The sequence below is a fragment of the Fictibacillus nanhaiensis genome (assembly GCF_019801215.1).
Lineage (GTDB): Bacteria > Bacillota > Bacilli > Bacillales > Fictibacillaceae > Fictibacillus > Fictibacillus nanhaiensis_C.
The window spans coordinates 1,271,206-1,298,172 of record NZ_JAHVJO010000001.1 but is presented as its reverse complement, the minus strand read 5'-3'; the positions used below and the strand labels follow the sequence as shown (position 1 = coordinate 1,298,172).

The window sequence follows — 26,967 nt, the reverse complement described above, 5'->3', positions numbered from 1 at the left end:
TTCTCCCATAGGATAATATGAAGAGAAAAATGATACTGGAGGCTCATACATGAAAAAGGCATTCGTGACAGGAGCAGCAGGATTTATTGGTTTTCATTTGTGCAGCCGGTTGTTGGATGAAGAAATTGAGGTAGTTGGCATTGATATGTCAGACTCACCTGATCGTATAGACTTTATTGGACGTCATGCCGGTTTTCAATACCTGCCATATGAAATTAACGACACAGATCTAAAGCCATACACACAAGACTGTGATGTGATTTTTCATTTGGCATGCTCTGTAAAACCAACAGAACCTTGGGAAAATATTGAGGATGCCGTACAAAGACATGTTGGAGTTTTAAAAAAAATAGCGTCCGTTGCTACCGTTCAAACAAAGCTAATCTATGTATCATCATACGATGTGTACGGTAAGAGGCAAGGAGAGATATCTGAGCACTCACCTAAAAATCCCGAATCGTTGTTTGGTTTGATCAAATTAACGGAAGAAAACATGGTCAAACAATTAGCAGAGCAAAACGGTTTTCCGTTTATCATAATGAGATTGCCTACCGTATACGGCCCAGGGCAGCCTGACCATAACACGTACCATCAGCTTATTTCCATTGAAGAACCAGAAGATCATCCACGGGACTCTATATTAAAAGATTCCGTTACAGAAGATGTACTTTTTGTTGAAGACGCTGCAGAAGCACTATTTTTAGCGGGGAAATCATCTGCCAAAAATGAAATTTATAATGTTTCAAGCGGTAATCCAAATCAGTGGCTAGAAGGACTTACAGAATTAAAAGCTGAAAAGCTAACGTTTACTGAGAAAAGAAAGATGAAGATCAAAGGGGAGAAAGCAGAACTAGAACTTGGATTTCGGGCAAAAACAAAGATTAAAGAAGGCATACAAAAACAGATTCTTCATTTTAAAAATAAAAAAACAGATTCAAATTCAAATGGTATCTAAAGCAGAAGGTGAGCCACAGCTGTTCAACGCTGATGGCCTCGCCTTTTTTTAAATGGAGGCATTTGGCTATAAAAAATCCAGGAGTGAACGAATTCATAACTAGTTTTGAATGAAACTTAATAATTTTTACAGGGACAATTCTTGTTGTTCTTGATTTCCGTTACAGATGCTCGCTTTCCGTGGGGCGGGCGGTGAGCCTCCTTGACCCTTTGTGTCAATAGGAGTCTCACCTGTCCCACTATTCCCACTGGAGTCTCCCATCTTACACTTCAATCAACGTAATGAAAGTTGTTGGAAAGCTGTTCCCCCAATGATTGTTGCTCTTGTATGTGGTTGATTTCCGTTACAGATGCTCGCTTTCCGTGGAGCGGGCGGTGAACCTCCTTGACCCTTTGTGTCAATAAGAGTCTCACTCCACTTTTCAACAGACCCACTAGGCTAATGTATGAAGAAAGTGGACAGACTCAGTAAAAAACCATACAGAATAACAAATAGTTTCAACTCATGACGGTTTTTCATTATAATAAAAAAGAGTCATGCTTAAAAAGTATACATAAAAAAGGTGGAATTCGTGATGATGGACAACGAACGTAATATGAAATTTATGCAGATTGCAATGTCGCATTTACCAGAAGCGAAAGCTTTTTTAGAACAAAAAGGGATTGAGATCGGTATGGAAGATATTCAGCCGATGCTTCAGCTTTTAATGAATGTAATGAATGATGCCTATGATCTTGGTAAAGAAGAAAATCAATAATTTGAGAATCAAAAAAGCCAACCTGTTCCGGTTGGCTTTTTTTACTTCTTCTTAAACGCAGAAAAAATAGGTGAGATCTGTTGAGCAACTTTTACCGATTGATCAATAACGGCAAAGATCTTATTGTAATCAAGTGAACCTTCCTGCGTTCTGAAAGAATGTAAAAATGGGCGCGGATAGGGTGGCTGCTGAAACGGGATTGGCATTTGTTGTCTGAATCCTTGTGCGCCAAAGGCTTGAGGATGCTGCATGCCAGGCTGCATTTGTCGATGCTGCTGTCCATGGCCCATCGGATACTGTCCAGGAAACTGCGGAGGATACATTGGCTGTTGCCTATCTTGAGGATTGTACATGTAGAACCACTCCTAATATCAATTTCACCAAACTTACATTTTTCTTCTATACAGGATATGCCCTATGCCCTGCATTGGTGAAAGAAAACACATTTAACTAGACAAAATCCTTCATTTAACATAAAATTAGTACCAGGTCATAATATTTGATATAAACTTTTTTAAAATTACAGCCAAAGGGGTAATGTTATGAATGCAGGAATCATTGGGATAGGTAGTTATATCCCAGAAAAAATTCTGGCGAACTCCGACCTGGAAAAAATGGTAGATACGAATGACGAGTGGATCAGAACTCGTACGGGAATCGTTGAACGTCGAATTGCAGAAAAATCAATGACAACATCTCATATGGCAAGATATGCTGCAGAAGAAGCATTAAAAGATGCTGGAATTACTGGTGAGGACATTGATTTAATCGTTGTAGCCACTGTGACACCAGATAATCCCTTTCCATCTGTTGCTTGTCTCCTTCAAGACTATTTGGGAGCTAAAAATGCGGTAGCGATGGATGTGAGTGCTGCTTGTGCTGGATTTATATACGGCACCGTTGTAGCAAAACAGTTCATTGAAACGGGAACATATAAGAACGTATTAGTGGTAGGCGCAGAGAAGCTTTCCAAAGTTACAGACTGGAAAGACCGCAACACAGCTGTGTTATTTGGGGATGGTGCGGGTGCAGTTGTTTTATCAGCAGTTAGTGATGGCAGAGGAATTCTTTCCTTTGAATTGGGGTCAGATGGAACAGGTGCAAAACATCTGTATCAGAATGAATTTATTCATATGAACGGACGTGAAGTCTTTAAGTTCGCGGTTAGGCAAATGGGCGAGTCGTCTTTAAGCGTTGTGCATAAGGCTGGCCTTGCAAAGGAAGATGTTGACTATTTAATCCCGCATCAGGCAAATATTAGAATCATGGAAGCAGCTAGAGAACGTTTAGAACTTCCAAAAGAAAAAATGATCGTCACGATAGACAGGTTTGGAAATACATCATCTGCTTCCATTCCGATGGCGTTAAAAGAAGCGTTGAAAGATGGTAAAATAAAAGAAGATCATACAATCGTACTCGTTGGATTTGGTGGAGGATTAACCTGGGGAGCTGTAGCACTTCGATGGGGCAGATAACACATCATCCAACATGATGAATAAAGGAGAGTTGGTTTTACAATGAAAAAAAGAGTAGTCGTAACTGGTATGGGAGCCGTAACTCCTCTTGGAAACAGTGTAGAAGAATCATGGAAAAAGATTGTTGAAGGTCAGAGCGGTGTTGGTCCGCTAACGAGAAGAAACGCAGACAAATTTCCGGTAAAAGTAGCGGCAGAAGCAACTGATTTTAATCCAGAAGAATTTATGGATAAACGTGAAGCGCGCAGAATGGACCGTTTTACTCAATTTGCTGTCGCTTCTTCCCTTATGGCCGTTAAAGATGCAGAGTTAGAGATCACAGAAGACATTGCACCACGAGTTGGTGTTTGGATTGGATCTGGAATTGGCGGTATGGACACACATGAAGAGCAGTTCCGGATTTTTGAACAAAAAGGTGTTAGACGTGTGAGTCCTTTCTTTGTACCGATGATGATACCTGATATGGCAGCCGGTCAAGTTTCCATTACGATTGGGGCTAAAGGAATGAACTCATGTACCGTAACGGCTTGTGCTTCAGGCGCAAACTCGATTGGTGATGCATTTAAAGTGATTCAGCGTGGTGACGCAGATGTTATGGTAACAGGTGGGACAGAAGCGCCGATTACGGACATGGCACTTGCTGGATTCTGTCAGGCTGGTGCATTGTCTACAAATCCAGACCCAAACACAGCGAGTCGTCCTTTTGATAAGAACCGTACCGGTTTTATTATCGGAGAAGGTGCTGGTATATTAATTCTTGAAGAATATGAATTTGCTAAAAAACGCGGTGCAAAGATTTATGCTGAAATTGTTGGATATGGTGCAACTGGTGACGCTCATCATATTACACAGCCAGCTCCAGGTGGAGAAGGCGGAGTTCGTGCCATGAAACAAGCCATTGAAGATGCCGGTTTATCATTAGAAGACATCTCTTATATTAATGCTCATGGAACGAGTACGGATTATAATGATAAGTTCGAAACAGCAGCTATAAAGGCATTGTTTAAAGACCAAGCCTATAAAATTCCTGTAAGTTCAACAAAATCGATGACAGGACATCTGTTAGGTGCCGCAGGCGGAATTGAAGCAATCTTTTCTGTAAAAGCGATTCAAGAAGGTATTTTACCTCCGACGATCAATTATGAAACACCTGATGAAGAGTGTGATCTTGACTATGTACCGAACAAAGCAAGACAGGCTGAAGTGAAGGCTGTAATTAGTAATTCACTTGGGTTTGGCGGCCATAACGCAACACTTGTATTTAAAAAAATAGAAGAATAATATATCTAAAGCCCTGTTTTCTTTATGAGAACGGGGTTTTATTTTTCAGCAGGTAAATTGCCTTATTTTAGAATAAAATGGACAACCTCTGACTATACTGATTTTAAATACAAATCGGTAAAAAAGTGAGGGGTACAAATGTTATACTTACGTGATGTTTGGGTCAACTGGTTTGAAGGAGAGGAGAACGGCTATAACGTTTGTGAGTTTCATGAATGGCGAAAAGACGACTATATAGAGTTGTTGGACCAAGTACCCATTATTAAAATAGAATCTACACTCTTCCATTACATTGAAAATGATTTAAATGATCTCCCAGATGCTCTATTAGAAGAAGTGCATCAAAAAGCGTATGTGAGAAAGAACAACCAGCGTGTACAGCTCGAACATTGCTTTATCATTACGGACGAGAAAAAATCATTAATCATTGATACGATGGGATACAGAATTCCAATCCGAAAAAGCAGACTCATTCCACGACAAGAACAATTAGTTTTTGAGATGGCTGAACAGACAGAAACAAAGATTTACACGTTTAGCGCAAAACAAATGAGCAAGGAATATCACATTCTATCTCCGAATCCTGACATCATGAGAGGGTTAACTCGAAAAGAAAGACAGTTGAAGCAGCTTCTCTTCATGGCGCTGGATCAACTTCATTCAACAAAGAATGCAGCGGAAATGAGATATTGGTGCACAGAGTGGATGCCTGAACAGTATGGGAAGATTCAAAGAATGGAATTTGACGAGGCATGGGAAGCTCTGTATTGCGAATTAAAGAGTGGTTGGTCAAAACAGCATTTAGATATGTGCGAACGGCTAGTGAAAGGCCAGCCGTACTTTGAAAAGATCTGGGAACTTGAAAATGGTACGCACGTTAATTAAAAAAATCAGCGGATTGTAGACTCCGCTGGTTTTTATTTTGTACATATAGTAGAAGAGTTCATCTTCGTAAATCTGGTCTCATGCTAAACGCGTTTACGCGCTAATCCCATCGCACGTTCCGCTTTGTTTAGCGTTTTATTCGCAACAGAATTTGCTTTTTCAGCACCACGGTCAAGGATATCATCAAGCTCGGTAGAATTCACATAGTTCTTATAGCGTTCTTGGATAGGTTTTAACGTGTTGATGATGGCATCAGCAACATCTTGCTTGAACTCCCCATAGCCCTTATCTTCGTATTTACCTACTAAAGAAGAAATGCTTTCTCCTGTCAATTGAGAGTAGATCGTAAGCAAGTTTGAAATACCAGGTTTATTTTCCTTATCAAAGGCAACGACCCCATCAGAATCGGTGGTTGCACGTTTAATCTTTTTCAAAATAACCGATTCATCGTCAAGCATTGAAATAAATGCATTTTGGTTAGGATCAGATTTACTCATCTTCTTTTCGGGATCCACAAGGGACATGATTCGTGCGCCTTCTGAAGCGATTCGCGGTTCTGGCATCACGAAAATGTCACGATATTTTTTATTAAAACGGTCTGCAATGTCACGAGTAAGCTCAAGATGCTGCTTCTGATCATCACCGACTGGTACAATCCCTGTATTGTACAGAAGAATGTCTGCAGCCATTAGTGGGGGATAGGTTAATAATCCAGCTGAAACGGCTTCTTTACCTGTTGATTTATCTTTAAACTGCGTCATACGCTCTAATTCCCCAATATAAGTCACGCATTGCAGCATCCATCCCATCTTTGTGTGGGCAGGAACATCTGATTGAATGAATAACGTAGACTTGTCAGGATCAATACCTGCAGCTAAATAAAGTGCAGCTAAGTTTCTGCTGTTCCTTTTTAATGAAGCAGGGTCTTGTGCAACCGTAATGGCGTGTTGGTTCACCACGCAAAAATAACATTCATGTTCCTCTTGAAGCTCTACAAAATGCCTTAGAGCCCCAATATAGTTTCCAATGGTGATGTTTCCGCTTGGCTGAATGCCTGAAAAGATTACAGACATGATTCATCTCTCCTTTTTCTTTTAAATTCAATATAAAAAGGCCCACTCGTCGCCTCATGCAAGGGACGAATGGACCGCGGTGCCACCCTTATAATTCTCAAATAAAAATGAAAATCACTCAATACGTACAGGAATTCCGATACGCTGTCCATTTATATCGTGCGGACATCTACACGTCTGAGCCTACTACAAGGTTCGGTCAGAATGCTCTAAAGCCCATTCCATGACAATTCACTGCCTGTTTCCACCACCCACAGGCTCTCTATAAGCTTCTCATCATGTACTCTTCTTTATCATCGCATGTAACATTTAGTTTTTTAGTAGTATACACAAATTACAATACATATGCAACGGCTATTGACAGGAATGTTAAAAAAAGACCGCTGTACAAAAATAACTTCATATAAGACACGTTAACACGTTCTGAAAATCGGAAATTGGATTTGAAAGATATTTCATCATGTAATTCCGGGGTACGTGAAAGAGATCTGGCTACTTTCTTAACACTATATGAAAAGAAATCAAAAAATCCGCCGTTAAGAACGAACATTGCTATACCAATTAATGCAATGATGATCGCAAAGTAAAATAATGTATTTACATACTTCTCAAGGGTAAAAGACCCAGAAGTACTAAGTGCAACGATTAAAGAGATAACTATAGAAATCCCCGTTATTATAAGGAATCGATTAAAATTTGGATTCATCATTTATTTCTCCCATCTAGTAAAAAATACACCACAACCACCTAAAAATGTATCACATATTCTCAATTATACCGTCAGACTTTACTCCCATTGTAACAAATGAAATATAAAATTGACGAATGATAAAACAAACTCAACTTAAATCTAATGACACATAAGATCGAGAATGTAATATTCATGCTAGTTTCAACATAATTTTGGTAAAATTTGTAGAATAATCAGAAAATACGAGCTTTCACAATGTAGGTCCTTTTACCTATTTTTTGTTAAGGAAAAGTAAATATCATGGGCTTTTTGTAAAACTCTTAAAAAAAATAAATGCACAATTGTTTGAAAACTTGTATAATCGAACTTGTAGATGAAATGTCTGATAATTCTTGAGACTTTCGTTTGCTTACAAATTAACAGGATAAAAAGGGGAGGTCAACTCATGAAGAAGTCAAAATGGTCATTGCTTCTTACACTAGTTCTTGTCTTGAGTATGTTCCTAGCTGCTTGTAGTGGTGGCGGAGACAAAGAAACAGGTAAGGATACTAAAGGTGGAGACGACGGTAAAGCAGCTGAAAAGCCAGCTGAGCCGCAAGTACTTAACTTGCTAGACTCAGAAGAAATTCCATCAATGGATTCTTCACTTGCAACAGACTCTGTATCTTTTGAAGTATTAAACAACGTTATGGAAGGTTTATACCGTCTTGATAAAGACAACAAACCAACTCCAGGTGTTGCTGAGAAACACGATCTAAGTGAAGATGGAACAGTTTACACATTCCACTTAAATCCAAATGCTAAATGGAGTGACGGATCTAAAGTTACAGCTAACGATTTCGTATACTCATGGAGAAAAGCTTTACACCCAGATACACTTTCTGAGTATGCTTACATCATGGGACCTGTAAAGAACGCTAATGCGATCCAAACTGAAGGAGACCCTTTACAAGGCAAAGTTGAAGAGTTAGGAGTTAAAGCGGTTGACGAGTCAACACTGGAAGTAACTCTTGAAGCTCCAGCACCTTATTTCCTAGGATTGACTGGATTCGCAACTTTCTATCCACAAAAAGAAGAGTATGTTAAATCTAAAGCTGATCAATACGCTCTAGAAGCTAACACACTTTTATACAACGGTCCTTTCGTTCTTAACGAATGGAAACATAACGAAGGATGGCAGTATAAGAAAAATGATAACTATTGGGATAAAGACAACGTAAAGTTAGACGAGATTAACGTTAAAATTGTTAAAGACGTTGCAACTGGCGTAAACCTATATGAAACTGGTCAAACAGATATTACTGGTCTTAGTATGGAATATGTTGACCAATATAAGGGTCACGAAGATCTTTATACTCGTGGAGAAGCAGCAGTATTCTTCTTACGTTTAAACCAAAAATCAGAAGCACTAAAGAACCCTAACATTCGTAAAGCAATCGACATGGCTTACGACAAGAAATCTATGGTAGATGTACTTCTTAACAATGGATCTACACCTGCTTACTACCTAGTACCTGGTGACTTCACACCTGGTCCAGATGGTGATGATTTCCGTAAGACAAACGGCAACTTCGGTAAATATGATTTAGAAAAAGCTAAAGAACTTTGGACTACTGGTCTTAAAGAGCTTGGAAAAGATTCTGTAGAGCTTGAACTATTGAACTACGATTCTGACGGTGCTAAGAAAATGGGTGAGTTCTTTAAGAACCAACTTGAAAAGAACCTTCCTGGAATCAAAGTTAGCATTAAAGCACAACCATTTAAGCAAAAGCTAGAACTTGAATCAAAAGGTGATTATGACTTCTCATATGCTGGTTGGGGACCTGACTATCAAGATCCAATGACATTCCTTGATATGTTCATCACTGATGGAGGTCATAACCAAATGGGATACTCAAATCCTAAATACGATCAGCTAATCAGCGATGCTAAGAAAGAAACAGATCAGAAGAAGCGTTGGGAAATGATGCTTGAAGCTGAGAAAGTACTTTTCGAAGATCAAGCAATTTCTCCATTATACCAACGTGGTGTAACTGGACTTCAGAAGCCATACGTAAAAGGCTTAGCTCATCATTTATTCGGAGCTGATACTTCTTACAAGTGGGCTTACATTGAAGGAAAACAATAAAAAAGCTACTGGAAAATAGTAAATAGTTTTTTTCAGGAGAGTACATGTGTTCCTGACATGTACTCTCCTTTTTGCCTTGAAATCAATGATTGAGAAATATATATATTTATTGAGAAATCAGAAAATGTCGAAAAAAAACTTTTTTCTATTGATATAAAGTTTTCTGTCCCTTAAGATAGATATTACAGAAAGATTTCAAAATATTATGCTTGAAACATTTGGGGGAGGTGTTTGTAATGTTGCGTTATATAGCGAAGCGAGTGTTTTCAATGTTTTTAACACTCTTGATCATTGCAACAATTACATTCTTTTTAATGAAATTATTACCGGGTTCTCCGTTTAACAATCAAGAGAAGTTAACTGAGTCCCAGCGTTTTGCATTAAATGAAAAATACGGGTTAAATGACCCGGTGCCTGTTCAATACATCAATTATTTAGGTAAATTGGCACAGGGTGATTTAGGATATACGTTCCAATATGACGGGCGTACCGTGAATTCAATGATTTCAAACGGTATTGGTCCATCTGCTACAATAGGAGCTGAAGCAATATTATTTGGTACGTTAATTGGCTTAATTTTAGGAATTGCAGCTGCTCTTAAGCATAACTCGGTAATCGACTATGGTGCTATGGTAGTAGCGGTATTTGGCATAGCAATCCCATCTTTTGTTTTTGCGGGACTTTTGCAGTACTACGTAGGTGTTAAGTTAGGTTGGCTTCCAGTAGCGTTTTGGAATGGCCCAGAATATCACATTTTGCCAGCATTCTCCCTATCCGTAGGAGTTATTGCTACCGTAGCACGTTTTATGCGTACTGAAATGCTTGAAATATTAGGCACAGACTATATATTAATGGCAAGATCAAAAGGGATCAGTAAAAATGCAGTTATTTTAAAGCACTGTGTTCGTAACAGCATGATTCCAATCATTACAATCCTTGGTCCATTGTCTATTGGACTCATCACAGGGACACTTGTAATTGAGAACATTTTCGCAATACCTGGTTTAGGCGAACAGTTCGTAAAGAGTATTAATCTAAATGACTATCCAGTAATTATGGGAACAACTTTATTTTATAGTTTTCTACTTATTACTATCATTTTAGTAGTAGATATTCTTTATGGCATCATCGATCCGCGAATTCGTGTAGCAGGAGGTAAATCATAATGAGTATGTCAGAAAGAAAACTAACACCTGATTTATTTCGACCTGCTTCTGTGGACACAGGAAAAAGTGAAGAAATATCGAAGCCAAGCTTAAGTTTCTGGCAAGATGCTTTTAGAAGACTAAAAAAGAATAAAGCGGCAATGCTAGGACTTTTTGCTATTGTATTCATCATTCTGTTTTCGTTAGTTGCTCCAACTTTAAGCAAATACGGAATGGATGATCAAGAGTTGATGCGTGCTAATTTGCCTCCAAAAATCCCAGGATTAGAAAAAATCGGTTTCTTAGGGGTAAATGGTGTAGACATTCGAGGTGTAGATCAGTATGAGATGAAAAATGTACCAGCTAACCAAGAATTTTGGTTTGGTACAGATCCACTTGGTCGTGACCAATGGACCCGCATTTGGAAAGGTACTCAAATCTCACTTTATATCGCATTTCTGGCTGCAACCATCGATTTAATAGTAGGTGTAGTATATGGTGGTATATCTGCTTTCTACGGTGGCAGAACAGATGACATTATGCAAAGATTTGTTGAGATCCTGTATGGTATACCAAATCTGGTTGTAATCATTTTGTTCATCATTATCCTGGATCCAGGTATACTCTCGATTACTCTAGCACTCGTTATTACCGGTTGGATAGGGATGTCGCGTATCGTTCGTGCCCAAATCCTTTCATTAAAGAATCGTGAATTTGTTTTAGCATCTAAAACACTTGGTTCATCAAATGGCAGATTAATTTCGAAACATCTTTTGCCTAACACGTTAGGTGCTATCATTATTACAAGTACATTTACCATTCCTGGTGCGATATTCTTTGAAGCGTTTTTAAGCTTCATTGGACTTGGTATCCAACCGCCAACAGCTTCACTAGGCGCGTTAATTTCTGATGGTTTCAAATCGTTAAGAATATACCCGCATTTAGCGATTTATCCGGCCTCAATTATGTGTGTCTTAATGATAAGCTTTAACTTATTAGGGGATGGATTACGTGATGCACTAGATCCAAAAATGAGAAGATAGGAAGGGGATTAATGATATGGATAAACTATTAGAATTAGAAAACCTGCATGTCTCCTTCCAGACATATGGGGGAGAAGTTAAAGCCGTTCGTGGTGTTAGCTTTACATTAGAAAAAGGTGAATCACTTGCAATCGTAGGTGAATCCGGTTCCGGTAAATCGGTTACTTCAAAAGCAGTAATGAGATTATTGCCAAATAAAATTGGTTCCATTAAAGAAGGAAGTATTCGTTTTGAAGGAAAAGATCTAGCAAAAGCAACAGAACGTGAGATGGAAAAAATCCGTGGCTCTGAAATCTCGATGATCTTCCAAGATCCGATGACATCATTAAATCCAACGATGACAATCGGTAAACAGATTATGGAAGGTCTTCGTAAGCACCAAAACATGAATAAAAGTGAAGCAAAGGAACGTTCAATCAATCTTTTAAAGCTTGTAGGAATTCCTAACCCTGAATTGCGTGTCGACGAATATCCTCACCAATTCTCAGGTGGAATGCGTCAGCGTGTAGTTATTGCAATTGCTCTTGCATGTAATCCTAAAGTATTGATTGCAGATGAACCAACAACAGCATTGGATGTTACCATTCAAGCTCAAATCTTAGACTTAATGCGTGACCTGCAGGATAAGACAGGTACTGCGATCATCTTAATCACGCATGACCTTGGCGTAGTAGCTAACCTTGCTCAACGTGTTGCTGTTATGTATGGCGGTATGATTGTTGAAACAGGTACAGCCGACGAAATTTTCTATAAGCCAAAACATCCTTATACATGGGGTCTTTTAGCTTCCATGCCTAAGATTAACTCTGATTCAAAAGAATTATTGGCAATTCCAGGAACACCGCCTGACTTAATGAATCCTCCGAAAGGATGTCCGTTTGCAGCGCGCTGTCCACATGCAATGGAAGTTTGTATAGATCACATGCCAGATGCAACAGACGTATCTTCAACCCATAAAGCGGCATGCTGGTTGTTAGATGAGCGTGCGCCTAAAGTTGAACCGCCTGAAGCGGCAGTAGTTGGAGGTGCTCGATAATGGCAGTAGTTGAAAGAGAAAAGTTACTCGAAGTTAAAAATCTTAAAAAGTACTTCCCAGCTGGAAAAAAGGGTGTTCTTCAAGCGGTAGACGGTGTATCGTTTGATATTTATAAAGGTGAAACGCTTGGACTAGTAGGAGAATCAGGTTGTGGTAAATCAACAACCGGACGTACAATTATTCGATTATACGATGCTACAGATGGAGAAGTTTTCTACGAAGGGGAAGACGTTCACAATAAGAAATCCCGTTCAGAGTTGAAGAAGTTTAACCGTAAAATGCAAATGATTTTCCAAGATCCTTACGCATCGTTAAATCCGAGAATGACCGTTAAAGATATCATTGCAGAAGGTATTGATATTCATGGTCTTGCGAAAACAACAAAAGAGCGTAACGAGCGTGTTTACGAACTTCTTGAAACCGTTGGATTAAACAGAGAGCACGCTAACCGTTATCCACATGAATTTTCTGGTGGTCAGCGTCAGCGTATCGGGATTGCCCGTGCATTAGCTGTAGATCCAGATTTTATCATTGCCGATGAACCGATTTCAGCTCTTGATGTATCCATCCAAGCGCAAGTAGTAAACTTGATGATGGAGCTTCAAAAGGAACGTGGCCTAACGTATTTATTCATTGCTCATGACCTTTCCATGGTTAAACATATTTCGGATCGTGTTGGTGTTATGTATTTAGGAAATATCGTTGAACTTACAACAAGTGATGAGCTTTATGAAGAGCCATTGCATCCTTACACACAAGCTCTTCTATCAGCGATTCCGGTTCCGGATCCTGAATTAGAAAGAAGCCGTGAACGAATCATTCTTGAAGGGGATGTTCCTAGTCCAATCAATCCTCCAAGCGGGTGCAGATTCCGTACACGCTGTCCTCATGCGATGGATGTATGTGCTGCTGTTAAGCCAAAATGGCAGGAAGCAAGAGAAGGACATTGGGTAGCTTGTCATCTTTATGATGAAGAGGCTGTAAAGCAAAATAACTAACACATTTTAGACGGTCTCCTATATGTATAGGAGATCGTTTTTATGTTAAAATGAAACGAGTGTGTAAAGCGTATACATTTTGTGTACAAATAGCTGCACATCCCTAATAATGATTGAAGCAGAAATGGGGTAATTTTATGAATATTAGTTTTGTAGTCGATAGCGCAAGTGACCTAAAAGTAAATACGGAAGAATTGGATGTATCCTTAACGATTGTCCCATTAAATGTCCAGTTTGGAGAAGACCACTATTTAGATGGGATTAACATAACAGAAGATGAATTTTATAAGCGAATGGCAAGTGAGCCTGAGCTTCCGAAAACAAGTCAGCCTTCACCGCAATCTTTTTTTGAAGCCTTTCAAAAGGAAGTCAATAAGGGGAATGAAGTTCTTTATATCGGCATTTCTTCTAATTTAAGTGGTACCGTTCAGAGTGCTACGATTGGGAAAAGTATGCTCACTGAAGAAGAGCAAGAACGTGTAACGATTGTTGATTCAGGAATTGCTTCTGGCGGCGTACAAATCTTATTAAACGAAGCGATAGGGATGTCAAAACAAAATGTCCCACTTGAAGACATCGTTGCACAGCTTGAGAAAACAAAAGTAAATATTAAAGCTTATGTACTGCTTGAGACGTTAGAAAACCTCAAAAAAGGGGGAAGAATTTCTGCAGTACAAGGCGCAATTGCAGGAATGCTGAATATTAAACCGATGATTTCCATTGTTGACGGTGTTGTCGAGACAATCGGGAAATTTAGAGGCAGTAAAAAAGGAATAGCTAAAATGAAGGAAATCATTCTCGACTGGAAAGAGAATAATCCTGAAAAGACGCTATATCTCATTCATAGCTTCTCGTCTACTGAAGAAGTAAAAAATGAATTTGAAGAATTGTTTTCGTTATCAAGCTTTCCGAACGTGATTTATACTCGATTTGGGAGTACGATCGGAACCTATTCTAGTGAACGGGCTATTGGATTTTTAGCTTATTAACTTCTATGTAAGAATGTTAAAAACACTCTTTTCCATCTTAGGAAACAGAGTGTTTTACTTTTTCTTCTTCATGATATTCATCTACCATTTCATCTAATTTTTTGATCATGGTTTTCGCTTTTCTATCAGTGATTGTGCGGTAGTGATGACTTCCGCCTGGCTCTTCATCTGCTTCATCAGCTAATGATACGACTTTCTGAAGAGGATTTAATTTCAATGTTCCTGCAGGCAAATAAGAATCAGTATGAAGCAAGATCGCCAAAGCAATTTCTTTTGCATGCTTGCGGTTTTCTCCAAGGGAAACTAATATCTTATGCGCCCGTTCAGCCCCTTTAATCGCGTGAATATCATTGTCTTTATACATGTCATAATCCCAATGGCCATTTTTGTACCACGTATAATGTCCGATGTCATGAAGAAAAGCAGCCTTTGTAGCCAAATCAGGATCCACTCCGTTTTTCTTGGCTAAACGATAGGCATGGTATGCTGTTGAGATGGCATGAACCATTCCAGAACGTTTTACATACTTTTGAACATGTGAATGATTGTATAAATCAATTAATTTAATGTTTCGCATATCAGAATCTCCTTTCTGCAAAAATGTATATTGTTATATACAATACCACCCATTGGACAATATATCAACTTAAATAGTAAAAAAAGAAACGCAAATGCGTTTCTTTTACGATCTAAAATATTCATTCCAGCGAGCACTTACTTTTTTATCGATGTCGTCTCTCGTTTCAACCACATCTGGATAGAATGGCTTCATTCGAGCATCAATAATGATTGTTCCTTCATATTTAATACGATTGCGATCAATCGTGCTTTTTGCATAAACATCATATGCTGGATCAAAGCGTGTAAATGTTGTCCATAAAAACTCAGCTTGTGAAGAAGCAATGGATGCATCATCTACTAAAAAGACAAGAGGCCAATCCTTGAAAGAGTCATGTGCGTTTGTTAATAAATGCTCCGCAAAATCAGGTGCCTCATCGAATGATGGTCCGCTTACAGTTAAGCAGCCTCCACAGAACACCCCTACATTTTGAATGCCAGAAATGCTTCCGCCTTTGTACGTTCGCTTCAGCTCTCGAATGGGCTCACCAAGCCCAGTCATTATGGCTTTGGATCCCGTATTAAATTTACGGCCCGTATAATCGAGTGTATCCATCGATGTATCGTGAATGATCAATAGATCCCGTTCAGGAAGGAATCTCTTAAGCACGCCTTCAGCTAATTCAGCAAAGTTTTGCAGGTTAACAGGCTTATTGGTTACCATTAAAAACTTCGTTAACGTGAGTTGTCCTTCACCCATTATTCGAAAAGCATGTGCTAAACCTTCTTTGTAATAGGATTCACGTACTACAGCTCCTGCCAATGCGTGAAATCCTGTTTCTGCATACGTCCACAGATCACGAACACCGTTCATCACAACGGGGAATAAAGGGCTCATCAAGCGCTGCAAATATTCACCGATAAAATAGTCTTCTTGTTTTGGTTTTCCGACAACAGTAGCAGGATAGATAGCGTCTTTTCGTTTCCACATTTTATCTATATTAAAAACAGGGAAGTCATGTGCCCAAGAATAATAACCGTAATGATCGCCAAAAGGCCCCTCTGGTTCCCGAATATGAGGAGGAACAACACCTCCAAATGCGAATTCAGCTTCTGCTATTAAAGGATGCGGATAGCCATCAACGTGGGCGAGGCTAAGCTTTTCTCCCATTAACATCGAAGAAAACATGAGTTCAGGAACGGCTTCAGGCAGTGGCGCAATCGCACTGATCATAAGTGATGGCGGTCCGCCTAGGAACAGTGTAACAGGAAGAGCTTGATTTTTTTGTTCCGCAGCATAGTGGTGAAATCCTCCGCCTTTATGAATCTGCCAGTGGATTCCTGTTTTGTTTTCTTCTCTAATTTCAATCCGGTACATGCCAAGGTTATGTTCATGCTTATCTGGATGTTCGGTGTAAACTAGCGGTAGTGTAACGAAAGGATTGCTGTCAAGGTGCCACCCTGTTAAAGCTGGAAGTTCTTTCATGTTAACATTTGTCGTAAATGTTTCAAGCAAAGGCGCTTTATTTTTACCGACTTTTTTAGTTCCTAACGTTAACACATCTTTGATCATCCCTTTTTTCTTCCATAATACAGAAGGAGAAGGGGGCATGAGTTCATCGATGGATGAAACAAGGTCTTTTACCAATTGTTCAGGTTTAGGACCAAATGCCATATCAACGCGTTTAATCGTACCAAATAAGTTCGTTACGACAGGGGTATTTTTACCTTTAACATTCGTAAAAAGCAAGGCTGGACCTTCTTCAGAAATGACCCTTCTATGGATTTCAGGCATTTCGAGATAAGGATCCACTTCTGCATGGATTTCAACGATTTCTTTTTCTTCTCTTAACTGGCTAATAAATGTTCTAAGATTTCTATGCATTTGTACACCTCAATTATGTATGTTACCCTTATAGTATAAAGCAGTTCGTTCTCTACATGTAAAAAACAACCCCGAGTTTCAGGTTGTTTCACTAAAATCTTCTTTTAATCGGGTTCCAGTTTTGCTGAAAGGACTTCGATTTATCCACGAAATGAGAAACTTTTTTACCGCCGAACAATTTAACCGCGATGACTTGGGATATCGTTCCCATCAGTGCTGTAATGCCAACAACACATATAGCTAATAACGTTAAATCAGTAAAGAATGAAATCAATAGGACTCCTCCTTTATAACATCTTATTCACCACGTACTTCTTTCTCTATTGTATCTGATGATAACATAGGAAGAAAGAGGGAAAACTATAAATGATAAATAAATAAGGAGCTGATGGGGAAACCATGAATTGGTACGAGAAATTAAATCAATATTTTCCGATTGAAGAGATGAAATCAAAGGAACATATGGAACTCTTACTGGATGAGAAAAGTGATATTTATCATAAAGATGAAGGCGAGAATCACGTATTGATGTATGTTGAACTTCCAGACTTTGTTTTTATTGATTATTTATTTGTTTCAAAAAATGCCAGAGGGCAAGGCCTTGGACATAAGCTGCTCGAAAAATTAAAGGAAAAAGGCAAGCCGATCATACTAGAAGTAGAACCTGTTGATTATGATGATACTGACACCGAGAAACGTCAGCGTTTTTATAAACGGGAAGGATTTGAGCATGCTTCAAGTATTGGTTATAGAAGACGTTCACTTGCTACCAATCAGATCAATGAAATGGAAATCCTTTATTGGTCTCCGACAGAAGAATCAGAAGAAACTATTTATGAAAACATGAAAAAGACGTATAATGAAATACACACGTACAAAGATAGTGAGTTGTACGGAAAGTCTTACCAGCCGGCAAGTGAAGTGCTTACCTTGGAAGAACCAGAAGAACTTAAACCAGAAATGGTAAATGACGAGTCATCAGTGACACCGAGGGAACCCGCTTCCGAGTAATTTTACTATTTTCCTTTTTAAAGGAGGAGCAGGTAAATGAAACAAAAAGACAAAAAGAAAAAAACAAGACGCGAGCTATGGAAAGAGATGCTTAAGAAGAACTTAAAAAACTTAAAACCCACAATCTCGCGTAAAGGCCCTGCATCACAAGTAAAGAAAACAATCGCTTAATTAAGAGTGACTTCGGTCACTCTTTTATTTTTATGTTTTATGAAACTTATCTTCGGGTATTACGTCTATATATGTGTAAGAAAATAACGGAAACGTTAAGAGACAAGCTGTATATGTATTACATTTGTATGACAAATTCGTAAAAATGTACAAAAGTCTGTATAACCTCTACCGAAAATGTAAAATGTGTAGTATACTATGAATGTTGATTTAATAACTTTTTTAAAGTACCTAAATCAGAGAGAGGGGAAGGAGATTTCCAATATGGTCACACTATTTACTTCGCCGAGCTGTACATCATGCCGAAAAGCTAAAGCATGGTTAAAAGAAAATGACATTCCTTATCAAGAAAGAAATATTTTTTCGGAACCTTTATCAATAGAAGAAGTTAAGCAAATCTTAAGAATGACTGAGGACGGTACAGATGAAATTATTTCTACTCGTTCAAAAACATTCCAAGAGCTTAACATTAATCTTGAATCTATGCCTCTGCAGGACTTATATCAGTTAATTGCTAATCATCCTGGTTTATTACGTAGACCGATCATTCTCGATGAAAAGCGTCTGCAAGTTGGTTATAATGAAGATGAGATACGTCGTTTCTTACCAAGGAGAGTGCGTACTTTTCAGCTTATGGAAGCACAGCGTCTTGTGAATGAATAAAATAAAAGAACTTCTGCTGATTTAGCAGAAGTTTTTTTTGTTTATGACCTAAAAAATCCTGCCTAAACAGGAGGCAGGATTAAAACAGTTTCGGTTTCTATTTAGCTCTTCGTTTAAACGTGTTCGTCATCATTCCAGCAAAGATAACCCCAACAACCAAAAAGGCATATAATCCATACTGAAGCAAGGTATTATCGATAAATACGGAGTGAATCATTTTTTCTTCAATAATCATACCTGCAGCTGTAAAGGCTAGAACCCCTGATCCGATATAAATCAAAATAGGAAAACGCTCCATAAAGTGTAATATTATTTTACTTCCCCATATAATGATTGGTACAGATACTAAAAGGCCAATAACCACTAAAACGATATTTCCGTGAGCTGCTCCAGCAATTGCCAGCACGTTATCTAGTCCCATCGCGATATCTGCAAAAACGATCGTTTTGACAGCGTCAGATAGATTTTTGCCTGCCTTCACTTCAAGTTCATCATCTTCTTCGAGGATAAGCTTGTAAGCAATAATAAGCAGCAGTACACCACCTATTAAATATAAGAAAGGAATATTTAATAAGTATACGGCTACAATGGTTAGTACGACTCGAACGAGGATAGCAAGTCCAGTTCCTAAGAAGATGGCTTTGTTCCTTTGTTTCTCGGGCAGGTTTCTGCTAGCTAACGCTATGACGATGGCATTATCTCCACCAAGCAGTATATCGATTGCAATAATCTGCAGAAGGGATATCAGAAAATCAGTTTCCAAATGTAAAACCCCCGTATGTAATGAAATTTCATTTGAGTTATGGTACAATATGTTAACCTTAAAGACCTAATGAATTATAGTCCAGCTTGACCATATACGTCAAGTGAGGGCTGACTTCAGCACGATTCTTAAGGATAAAAAAGGGCAGTAAATAAACGCCTTTTTTATTTCCATATTTACCGTTTTGTCATAGAATAAGGTACAAGAGGTTTAATTGTGATTGACGTGTTTTTAGATGGGGAATAAAAGCTAATAAGATTTGCTTTTTTCTAGGGGTATTTATCCCTTCACGAACAAACCGGAGAGAAGGGAGAGAAGCAGAAATGGAAATTGAAAGAGTGAATGAGTTCACCATCAAATTTTTCATAACGTATAGAGATATTGAGGATCGTGGTTTTGACCGTGAAGAGATATGGTCTGATCGCGAAAGAGGAGAAGAGCTATTCTGGGAAATGATGGACGAAGCACACCAGCAAGAACAGTTTCCATTAGAAGGTCCTCTTTGGATTCAAGTCCAGGCTCTGGATAAAGGTCTCGAAATAATTGTAACACGCGCTCAAATGTCTAAGGACGGGAAAAAGATTGAGCTTCCAATAGGTGATGACAAACTAGACTTACCAGTTGATCAAAACATTGAAAAGTTACTCGATCAGCAATTTCAAGTAGAAGAAGACTATGATGAATTAGAAGAAACAGAAGAAGATTATCTTTCATTCTTGTTTGCTTTTAGAGATTTTGAAGATGTCATCCTTCTAAGTCATACCATTGATTCTTCCTCTTTTGAAAACTCGCTGTTTCACTTCGAGGGAAAATATTATCTTTATGTGACGTTTGATGCAGATGCTCCAGATCGGGAACAAGACGATTTGTTAGCTCAGCTGCTTGAATACGGCAATGATTCTGATTTATCTGTATACCGCGTACAGGAGTATGGAAAAACAATTATTGCTGATGGTGCATTAGAACACATACAGAAGCATTTTAAATTATAATAAATTACCGATTTCAGTTTCTATTGAAATCGGTTTTTGTTTTTTCTAAGTAAGGTTATCATAATTGGTCTATTTTTTGGGGTTGAAAATAGTGAAAGGTAGACATGATAATTTCCCCTTTTTCTTTCATTATGGTGGTTGAAGGAGGTATGAATGTCTATGTTAGTTGCGCTTTATAAGGAACAGTATGTTGATATGTTGGGTGAGGTTACAAAAGCACAATGGCATTCAATGGCGAAAACGGGAATGCTCGTATGCCCAGTTTGCAGAAAGCATGTCATACCTAAGTGTGGCACGAAAAAGATATGGCATTTTGCTCACTTAGAGAAAGATTGTACGGGGACTCATGAATCAGAAACGACTTATCACATGCTCGGAAAAAAATATCTGTATCACTGGCTGAAAAGAATGAATGTTGATCCGAAGTTGGAACATTATATTGGGGAAATCGGACAGCGGCCAGATCTGTATCTGCCAAAAAAGAATCATGCATTTGAGTTTCAATGCGCCACCATGGATGATGAAAGATTTAAACAAAGAATTGAAGGATATCGCTCTTATGCACTAAAGTCTGATTGGATATTTGGAATGAAACGTATCCACAAGAAAGGAGACTCGCTATATAACATTCATGGGACAGATTTAGCTGCTGCCAAAAAAGACAAGTTCGGAAATCTGTATCTCAATTATTTTTGCCCGCTGAAGCAACAGTTTTTATTCCTTAAAGACATCCATCCTTTATCACAGAAAAAAGTGTTCGGTAAAGGAATGACGTATGCGGATAAAAACATCACTACTATTGAAATGTTGTTTGAAACTAAAACAAACCATGAAGAATCATTGTTTCGAACGATTTGGAACAAGCAAAAAACAACGTGGAGAATGACAGCATACAAAAACAATTCGCCTGCAAATGTGTACGTAAAGAAAGTCTTATACTTTCATCATAAATTCATATCTTTGTTTTCCCCTTTAGCTGGAGTGCCTTCTTCAAATTATTTTCAATTCCAAACATCCCCATACCTTTGGCAATCTTATCTCCTTCTTTTGATTGAACAACTTCCGACACGTTTATTTACCATACAACAGCTCGTGCATGAATGTTTAAGGCTCGTCGATAGACGTGTTTTCCGTGAACGGAACTTTTATTATTTAGACAAAAATCATGTTTGTGCCATTGAAGGTTATTTAAAATACTTGGAAACGGAAGAAGTAATAGAAGCTGTGAATGAGGGATTGTATAAAAAGAGGACCTCAATCCCTTATCCAAAATCAGTAGAAGAAGCTATTCAACAAGACGAAATTTTCAGTAAAAAAGCCGTAATTTTTGACTTTATATAAGCATTTTCTGGTAATATGTAGATATACATAAGGAGAATGTTTTCATTTTCTTTAATTCTATGGAGGTGTAGTATAGGTATGTCTCAAACTAAAACAAAATCTTTGCCAAAACGTAATGAAGTTCCAGTAGAAGATACGTGGGATTTAGAAGCGATATATGCATCTGATGAGGTGTGGGAAAAAGAATTTGAAGAAACGAAAAAGTTACTTCCTGAACTAAAATCCTTTCAGGGCAAACTAGGAGAATCTGCAGAAACTCTGTTCTCTTATTTTCAAAAACAGGATGAAGTAACGAAAAAGCTTGGAAAACTTTATACATACGCACATATGAGATATGACCAGGATACAACAAACTCTCACTATCAAGGCTTGAACGATCGTGCATCTAACCTTGCAACACAAGTAAGCAGCACCGTTTCATTCGCGGTTCCTGAAATTTTATCTCTATCTGAAGAAGCGCTTGTTCAATTTTTAAATAGCTACGAACCATTAAGGCTTTACAAACATGCACTTGATGAAGTCAATCGTCAGCGTCCGCACGTTCTTTCAAAAGAAGAAGAAGCCTTGCTTGCAGATGTTCGAGAAGTTGCGAACACTTCGAGCAATACGTTTGGAATGCTCAATAATGCAGATTTGAAGTTTCCGGTGATTAAAGATGAGAACGGTGAGGAAATTGAAGTCACGCACGGACGCTACATTCGCTTTCTTGAAAGCTCTGACCGCAGAGTAAGAGAAGACGCTTTTAAAGCCGTTTACGGCACGTATGACTCTTATAAGAACACGTTTGCTAGTACACTAGCGGGCACGGTGAAACGAGATAATTTCTTCGCTAAAACACGTCACTTTGATTCAGCTCGACAAGCGGCTTTAAATAACAATAATATCCCAGAAGCTGTTTATGATAACTTGGTGAAAACCGTAAATGATAACCTCCATCTCTTGCATCGTTATGTTCGCCTTCGTAAAAAGGCACTTGGTTTGGATGAGTTGCACATGTATGACTTATACACACCGCTTGTGAAAGATGCGAAGATGGAAGTAAGCTTTAAAGAAGCACAACAACTCGTATTAGACAGCTTGGACCCAATGGGTGAGGAGTATAAGAATATTGTAAAAGAAGGCTATGAAAAGCGTTGGATTGACGTTCATGAAAATGCGGGTAAGCGCAGCGGTGCCTATTCTTCAGGTGCATACGGTACAATGCCATACATTTTAATGAACTGGCAAGATAACGTAAATAATTTATTTACTCTAACTCACGAGATTGGTCACTCTGTACACAGCTATTATACACGTGAGAATCAGCCTTATCCGTATGCTGATTACTCAATCTTTGTTGCGGAAGTGGCATCAACATGTAATGAAGCTCTTCTGAATCATTATATGCTTCAAAAGACATCTGATAAAAAGGAAAAACTTTATCTTCTTAATCACCATCTTGAAGGTTTCAGAGGAACTGTTTTCCGTCAGACGATGTTCGCAGAATTCGAACAGGAAATTCATGTTCGTGCAGCACAAGGGGAGCCGTTAACGCCTGAATTGCTGACAAAAATCTATTACGATTTAAACGTGAAATATTTTGGGGAAGATCTTGAGATTGATAAGGAGATTGGATTAGAATGGGCGAGGATTCCTCATTTCTATTACAACTTCTACGTATATCAATATGCAACAGGGTTTAGTGCTGCAGCCTCTTTATCAAAACAGATTTTAGAAGAAGGAAAACCAGCGGTAGATCGCTATCTGGAATTCTTAAAAGCAGGTAGCTCTGATTATCCGATAGAAGTATTGAAAAAAGCAGGAGTAGACATGACCACGCCAGAGCCGATCGAAAATGCGCTTAAAGTTTTTGAATCGATTCTAGATGAGATGGAAGAACTCCTTTTTGAAAAATAAGATATATAAAAATCCTGTCCGATACTTCGGATAGGATTTTTAATGTTATAGAATTCTTTTTAGTTTTGATCGGTAATTAAAACATAACGTTGTTAGAAGGACGGCCATAAACAGACCAGGTATGGCCAAAATTTTTGGTGCCATATTTAATAGGGAGAGCACAAAGTAATAAAAGCTCCCTCCTAATGAGACCAGACTAACGATGAACAGCAGTAAATACATGACATTCTCCCTCCTTTGTACATGTTTATTCGTATATAAAGAGGATATGCAAGACTGTACGAAGGCGTAAGGGAAGATTCACGTAAAAACCCGCTGAATAATCTTCAGCGGGTTTTGGTGTAACGCCAAAACGTACCATATTTAACAGGAACTCGTTCTACTTTTTGTTGCAGAACCAGTCTTTTTAACTGCTTTTCAGCCTCTTCATTGCTGATTTGGTAAACTACAGATACTTCCTTTGTTGCAACAAAGGAATAAATGGAAAGGAATTCTTCCAAATCTGGAAGAGGTGCCGGCTCTATGGTTATGCCAGACATTTCTCTTAAGATTTCAACATATACATCATACGAGTAGCAGCCTGATATTTTGATTCCTTCATCATCCGATTTATCGTTAAAAACGATCAATGTTGGGATTTGAGTAACGTCCATTTCCTGAGAAAATTTCAGATCACAATGTAATGCTTTGATCGCTGCTTCGGATGATAAGTCATTCAAAAATTCCTCTTGATCCAGTCCAACTGAACGTGCAATTTCGAGCAAAACCTCTTCATTTCCGATATTTTGCTTATTTAAAAAAAGATTTTCCCTAAGCTTTCTAAGGAATTTTAATCCTTGTTGCTTCCCTTGAAGTTCTGCTGCTTTTATCGCTAATGTTGCTTTATGTGGCGCTTTAATAGGGTTCTCTAACCAAACATCACCATCGCAGCTCATCCCCGTCAATGATGCTGTTTTTTCCCATTTTTCAGCAATCTGCTCCGCTGAGTTCATGCCCTTCTTTTTAGGGATGTAGGTATTTAAAGACTCTAGACTGCCACTTACAAAATGACGCAACGTAAAATAATGACCATACTGAACTTGAAGTTTTTTTAATACAGGTTCCAAAGACCAGCATTCTGGACAAAGCGGATCGATGACAGAATAGATTTCCAATGGCTTTTGACAGGCCTGGCTTTTATGATTTTCTTGATCGTCGAAAAAGGAATTGGAATTATACAGTGTCAGCATTCTCGCCCCTTTCTGAATCCCCCGTTGTATTAACCATATGATATGCCGTCATTTTAAGGCGGCTTAATAGTAATTCCTGTAGTTCTGGTTGGATTTTTTGAAGAGTCATCGCACGTTCCATACAGTTAAGCCAAGCTTTTGCATGCATATTGGTAATAGGGAAAGGCATATGACGTGCTCTAAGCATAGGATGTCCGTGTTCTTCCGTATATAAAGGCGGTCCTCCAAAAAACTGACTCAAAAACTGAGTCTGTTTATAGGCCGTTTCCGTTAAATCATCCGGAAAGAGAGGGGACAACAAAGGATCTTCACTAACCAAATGGTAAAAAGTGGTTACGAGTTTTTCGATTCCTTGTTTTTCTCCTAAAAGTATATAGGGTGATTTTGTTTCTTCTAACATGGTGCAAAAGCTCCTTGCGTGAATTTGTATTTTTATTGTAGCAAGGTTCATGAATTGTAAGCAAACAATATGAATATTGCTCTGTCTTACTAACGGTTGTTTATGTAATCATTGCTGCTATTTTTCAAAGAGTGTTTCCCTTCTTGCACCTGTGGAGTTTCACACCTTAGGGGTCCAATTAACAGCATCTCGGAACGGAAATCAATAACTTCCAAGAGCAACAATGTTTGTGAAAAAAGCACTATTCAAAAACAAAAACCCGCCAAAAGGAGGGTTTAGGTGCTTAATTGATACGTATTCATAACCTTTTTAACATAGCTGATGGTTTCTTTAAATGGTGGAATTCCATTATATTTATCTACATTTCCTGGCCCAGCGTTATATGCTGCAAGTGCAAGCTGCTCATTTCCGTCGTAACGGTCAAGCATCATTTTCAAATATTTAGTACCTGCTTCTACATTTTGTTTCGGGTCAAAAGAATTTGTTACGCCAAGCATTTTAGCTGTTGCTGGCATTAACTGCATTAATCCTTGTGCACCGGCATGGCTCTGTGCTGTACTTTTAAAATTCGATTCATGTTTAATCACTGAACGAATTAACTGAGGATCTACTCTGTACTTTTCAGCCGTTCGCACAATCAAATCATCCAGATTTTTCGAAGGGATATTTAACGTTTCAGGAGCAGTGACCCCACCTGTAATCGTTGGAAACATAACATTATTAGATAAGCTAGATGAAACAGGTAAGGGTACGGATTGAAAGTTCTTATCTTGAAACCCATTACTCCATGGTTTCGTGTTTTCTCCTGCGCTTGCATATGCTTCTTGAAGTAATGATGAAAAGGAGCTTAAACCGGAATCATCATTTGAAGAGGCAGGATTTACTTTAAACTGCTGTAACGCTTGAATTTCCATTAAAGCTCTAAATGATTGTATATTCAAGAGTATTCCTCCGAGTTATGTTTTTCGTAAAAAAAGCGGTGAATCTTACTTTTCGTTTCCCGCATCGGAATATTTTTGGATTGTAACAATTCAAGAAATATTTTCTGTCCTTTATTATAATCGGCAAATTCATATTCGAGTTCATAGTCGATTTTACCTAAATAATGATTTTCATCCAATACAAGTATTCCTTCTTTGTAAGAAAGCTCAACTCGCATTGTAGTTAAATCCCCAAGGAACAAGATGTTAGATACGTTTATACCTAACCTTTGAAGAGCTTCTGTTACTTCTCCATGTGGGAGTGTTTGTCCTTTTAGAACTGTAGAAAATAGTTCTTTACTGATTGGTTGATGAGTTTCAAGAATATGTTTTTCAAATTGCTGTTTAAGTGTGAGTGTATATGTATCCTTTTTCAAACGAACCCGAAGTGCGGATTGGTTGTTTTTTAATTGCAAATCTAATGTATCAAAATAATAGTTTGTTTGTTCCTTAAAATCTGTTTTATCCACACTGAAATCATGGATTAATCGTAAGAATTCATCATAAGTCAGTATATTTTTAAACTCAATCTCGATTTCTTGAGTCACTGTTAATTCCTCCTGTTGTGGTTTGAACGTATTCTGATTATCTCATAGGAAGTGGAGCTTCTCAATTTCTTAAT

At 38.3% G+C, this 26,967-nt stretch carries 29 protein-coding genes and 1 other annotated feature; of the genes, 17 read left to right on the top strand and 12 right to left on the bottom strand.

Annotated features, from left to right (window positions below; translation table 11 throughout):
• Positions 1–49: 49 nt before the first annotated feature.
• Together KUV80_RS06730 and KUV80_RS06725 are read left to right on the top strand one after the other, a co-directional pair.
• Entirely contained in the window at positions 50–955 is a 906-nt protein-coding gene (locus KUV80_RS06730; protein ID WP_222461880.1) for an NAD-dependent epimerase/dehydratase family protein, read from the top strand.
• Positions 956–1,529: 574 nt separating this feature from the next.
• On the top strand, positions 1,530–1,712 hold the full coding sequence (locus KUV80_RS06725) for a ComZ family protein (protein WP_276516600.1): 183 nt from the start codon (positions 1,530–1,532) through the stop codon (positions 1,710–1,712).
• A gap of 41 nt (positions 1,713–1,753) precedes the next feature.
• Here the strand turns inward: KUV80_RS06725 and KUV80_RS06720 are convergent, their stop codons facing one another.
• Entirely contained in the window at positions 1,754–2,065 is a 312-nt protein-coding gene (locus tag KUV80_RS06720; RefSeq protein ID WP_222461879.1) for a YppG family protein, read from the bottom strand.
• A gap of 189 nt (positions 2,066–2,254) precedes the next feature.
• Between KUV80_RS06720 and KUV80_RS06715 the strand changes: the two genes are divergently transcribed.
• The 3 genes from KUV80_RS06715 to KUV80_RS06705 all read left to right on the top strand — a co-directional run bounded on the left by KUV80_RS06715 (position 2,255) and on the right by KUV80_RS06705 (position 5,353).
• Complete coding sequence (locus tag KUV80_RS06715) at positions 2,255–3,187, top strand: beta-ketoacyl-ACP synthase III (protein WP_222461878.1); 933 nt, start codon at positions 2,255–2,257, stop codon at positions 3,185–3,187.
• 42 nt (positions 3,188–3,229) lie between these two features.
• Entirely contained in the window at positions 3,230–4,468 is a 1,239-nt protein-coding gene (gene fabF, locus KUV80_RS06710) for a beta-ketoacyl-ACP synthase II (RefSeq protein WP_222461877.1), read from the top strand.
• Between the two features lie 138 nt (positions 4,469–4,606).
• Entirely contained in the window at positions 4,607–5,353 is a 747-nt protein-coding gene (locus tag KUV80_RS06705) for a YjbA family protein (RefSeq protein WP_222461876.1), read from the top strand.
• An 83-nt stretch (positions 5,354–5,436) separates the two neighbouring features.
• Here KUV80_RS06705 and trpS read toward each other — a convergent pair whose 3' ends face one another.
• On the bottom strand, positions 5,437–6,426 hold the full coding sequence (gene trpS, locus KUV80_RS06700; protein WP_222461875.1) for a tryptophan--tRNA ligase: 990 nt from the start codon (positions 6,424–6,426) through the stop codon (positions 5,437–5,439).
• Between the two features lie 58 nt (positions 6,427–6,484).
• Positions 6,485–6,732: a binding site (T-box leader), on the bottom strand.
• Positions 6,733–6,760: 28 nt separating this feature from the next.
• Positions 6,761–7,132, bottom strand: a complete 372-nt coding sequence (locus KUV80_RS06695; protein WP_222461874.1) for a DUF3899 domain-containing protein — start codon at positions 7,130–7,132, stop codon at positions 6,761–6,763.
• Between the two features lie 430 nt (positions 7,133–7,562).
• Here KUV80_RS06695 and KUV80_RS06690 point away from each other — a divergent pair, with 430 nt between their 5' ends.
• From KUV80_RS06690 to KUV80_RS06665, 6 genes are all read left to right on the top strand, one after another.
• Positions 7,563–9,245 carry a peptide ABC transporter substrate-binding protein gene (locus KUV80_RS06690; RefSeq protein WP_222461873.1) on the top strand — a complete coding sequence of 561 codons (1,683 nt, stop codon included), beginning with the start codon at positions 7,563–7,565 and terminating at the stop codon, positions 9,243–9,245.
• A 236-nt stretch (positions 9,246–9,481) separates the two neighbouring features.
• Complete coding sequence (gene opp3b, locus KUV80_RS06685; protein ID WP_222461872.1) at positions 9,482–10,411, top strand: oligopeptide ABC transporter permease; 930 nt, start codon at positions 9,482–9,484, stop codon at positions 10,409–10,411.
• Positions 10,411–11,433 (top strand): oligopeptide ABC transporter permease, encoded by a 1,023-nt coding sequence (gene opp3C / locus KUV80_RS06680; protein ID WP_222461871.1) that lies wholly within the window; start codon positions 10,411–10,413, stop codon positions 11,431–11,433. Before opp3b ends, opp3C begins: the two co-directional genes overlap by 1 nt.
• A gap of 16 nt (positions 11,434–11,449) precedes the next feature.
• Positions 11,450–12,469 (top strand): ABC transporter ATP-binding protein, encoded by a 1,020-nt coding sequence (locus KUV80_RS06675; RefSeq protein ID WP_222461870.1) that lies wholly within the window; start codon positions 11,450–11,452, stop codon positions 12,467–12,469.
• Positions 12,469–13,467 (top strand): ABC transporter ATP-binding protein, encoded by a 999-nt coding sequence (locus KUV80_RS06670; RefSeq protein ID WP_222461869.1) that lies wholly within the window; start codon positions 12,469–12,471, stop codon positions 13,465–13,467. The genes KUV80_RS06675 and KUV80_RS06670 overlap by 1 nt, the downstream gene beginning before the upstream one ends.
• A gap of 137 nt (positions 13,468–13,604) precedes the next feature.
• Positions 13,605–14,456, top strand: coding sequence for a DegV family protein (locus KUV80_RS06665; protein WP_222461868.1), 852 nt, complete (start codon positions 13,605–13,607; stop codon positions 14,454–14,456).
• Between the two features lie 37 nt (positions 14,457–14,493).
• Here KUV80_RS06665 and KUV80_RS06660 read toward each other — a convergent pair whose 3' ends face one another.
• The 3 genes from KUV80_RS06660 to KUV80_RS06650 form a co-directional block, all read right to left on the bottom strand.
• Positions 14,494–15,033, bottom strand: coding sequence for an HD domain-containing protein (locus KUV80_RS06660; protein ID WP_222461867.1), 540 nt, complete (start codon positions 15,031–15,033; stop codon positions 14,494–14,496).
• A gap of 105 nt (positions 15,034–15,138) precedes the next feature.
• Positions 15,139–16,899: a UbiD family decarboxylase gene (locus KUV80_RS06655; protein WP_222461866.1), complete on the bottom strand. Its 1,761-nt coding sequence runs from the start codon at positions 16,897–16,899 to the stop codon at positions 15,139–15,141.
• Positions 16,900–16,990: 91 nt separating this feature from the next.
• On the bottom strand, positions 16,991–17,173 hold the full coding sequence (locus KUV80_RS06650) for a hypothetical protein (RefSeq protein ID WP_222461865.1): 183 nt from the start codon (positions 17,171–17,173) through the stop codon (positions 16,991–16,993).
• A gap of 125 nt (positions 17,174–17,298) precedes the next feature.
• On the opposite strand from KUV80_RS06650, the gene KUV80_RS06645 reads away from it, so the two are divergent.
• The 3 genes from KUV80_RS06645 to spxA all read left to right on the top strand — a co-directional run bounded on the left by KUV80_RS06645 (position 17,299) and on the right by spxA (position 18,744).
• Positions 17,299–17,910 carry a GNAT family N-acetyltransferase gene (locus KUV80_RS06645; RefSeq protein WP_222461864.1) on the top strand — a complete coding sequence of 204 codons (612 nt, stop codon included), beginning with the start codon at positions 17,299–17,301 and terminating at the stop codon, positions 17,908–17,910.
• Positions 17,911–17,946: 36 nt separating this feature from the next.
• A complete protein-coding gene (locus KUV80_RS18715) occupies positions 17,947–18,081 on the top strand; it encodes a hypothetical protein (RefSeq protein WP_276516599.1) in 135 nt (44 codons plus the stop codon).
• Positions 18,082–18,345: 264 nt separating this feature from the next.
• Entirely contained in the window at positions 18,346–18,744 is a 399-nt protein-coding gene (gene spxA, locus KUV80_RS06640; RefSeq protein WP_222461863.1) for a transcriptional regulator SpxA, read from the top strand.
• A gap of 97 nt (positions 18,745–18,841) precedes the next feature.
• On the opposite strand, the gene KUV80_RS06635 is transcribed toward spxA, so the two are convergent.
• A complete protein-coding gene (locus KUV80_RS06635; RefSeq protein WP_222461862.1) occupies positions 18,842–19,507 on the bottom strand; it encodes a TerC family protein in 666 nt (221 codons plus the stop codon).
• Positions 19,508–19,830: 323 nt separating this feature from the next.
• Between KUV80_RS06635 and mecA the strand changes: the two genes are divergently transcribed.
• The 3 genes from mecA to pepF all read left to right on the top strand — a co-directional run bounded on the left by mecA (position 19,831) and on the right by pepF (position 23,736).
• Complete coding sequence (mecA, locus tag KUV80_RS06630) at positions 19,831–20,499, top strand: adaptor protein MecA (protein WP_222461861.1); 669 nt, start codon at positions 19,831–19,833, stop codon at positions 20,497–20,499.
• A 153-nt stretch (positions 20,500–20,652) separates the two neighbouring features.
• Positions 20,653–21,840 carry a competence protein CoiA gene (locus KUV80_RS06625; RefSeq protein ID WP_222461860.1) on the top strand — a complete coding sequence of 396 codons (1,188 nt, stop codon included), beginning with the start codon at positions 20,653–20,655 and terminating at the stop codon, positions 21,838–21,840.
• A 78-nt stretch (positions 21,841–21,918) separates the two neighbouring features.
• Complete coding sequence (gene pepF, locus KUV80_RS06620; protein ID WP_222461859.1) at positions 21,919–23,736, top strand: oligoendopeptidase F; 1,818 nt, start codon at positions 21,919–21,921, stop codon at positions 23,734–23,736.
• 45 nt (positions 23,737–23,781) lie between these two features.
• Here pepF and KUV80_RS06615 read toward each other — a convergent pair whose 3' ends face one another.
• The 5 genes from KUV80_RS06615 to KUV80_RS06595 all read right to left on the bottom strand — a co-directional run bounded on the left by KUV80_RS06615 (position 23,782) and on the right by KUV80_RS06595 (position 26,893).
• Positions 23,782–23,958 (bottom strand): hypothetical protein, encoded by a 177-nt coding sequence (locus KUV80_RS06615; protein ID WP_222461858.1) that lies wholly within the window; start codon positions 23,956–23,958, stop codon positions 23,782–23,784.
• Between the two features lie 104 nt (positions 23,959–24,062).
• Positions 24,063–24,962, bottom strand: a complete 900-nt coding sequence (locus KUV80_RS06610; protein ID WP_425308480.1) for a ClpXP adapter SpxH family protein — start codon at positions 24,960–24,962, stop codon at positions 24,063–24,065.
• On the bottom strand, positions 24,949–25,365 hold the full coding sequence (locus KUV80_RS06605; protein WP_222461856.1) for a globin: 417 nt from the start codon (positions 25,363–25,365) through the stop codon (positions 24,949–24,951). Before KUV80_RS06605 ends, KUV80_RS06610 begins: the two co-directional genes overlap by 14 nt.
• A 275-nt stretch (positions 25,366–25,640) precedes the next feature.
• Positions 25,641–26,306: a lytic transglycosylase domain-containing protein gene (locus tag KUV80_RS06600; RefSeq protein WP_246625036.1), complete on the bottom strand. Its 666-nt coding sequence runs from the start codon at positions 26,304–26,306 to the stop codon at positions 25,641–25,643.
• Positions 26,303–26,893: a CYTH domain-containing protein gene (locus tag KUV80_RS06595; protein WP_222461855.1), complete on the bottom strand. Its 591-nt coding sequence runs from the start codon at positions 26,891–26,893 to the stop codon at positions 26,303–26,305. Before KUV80_RS06595 ends, KUV80_RS06600 begins: the two co-directional genes overlap by 4 nt.
• Between the last annotated feature and the right edge of the window lie 74 nt (positions 26,894–26,967).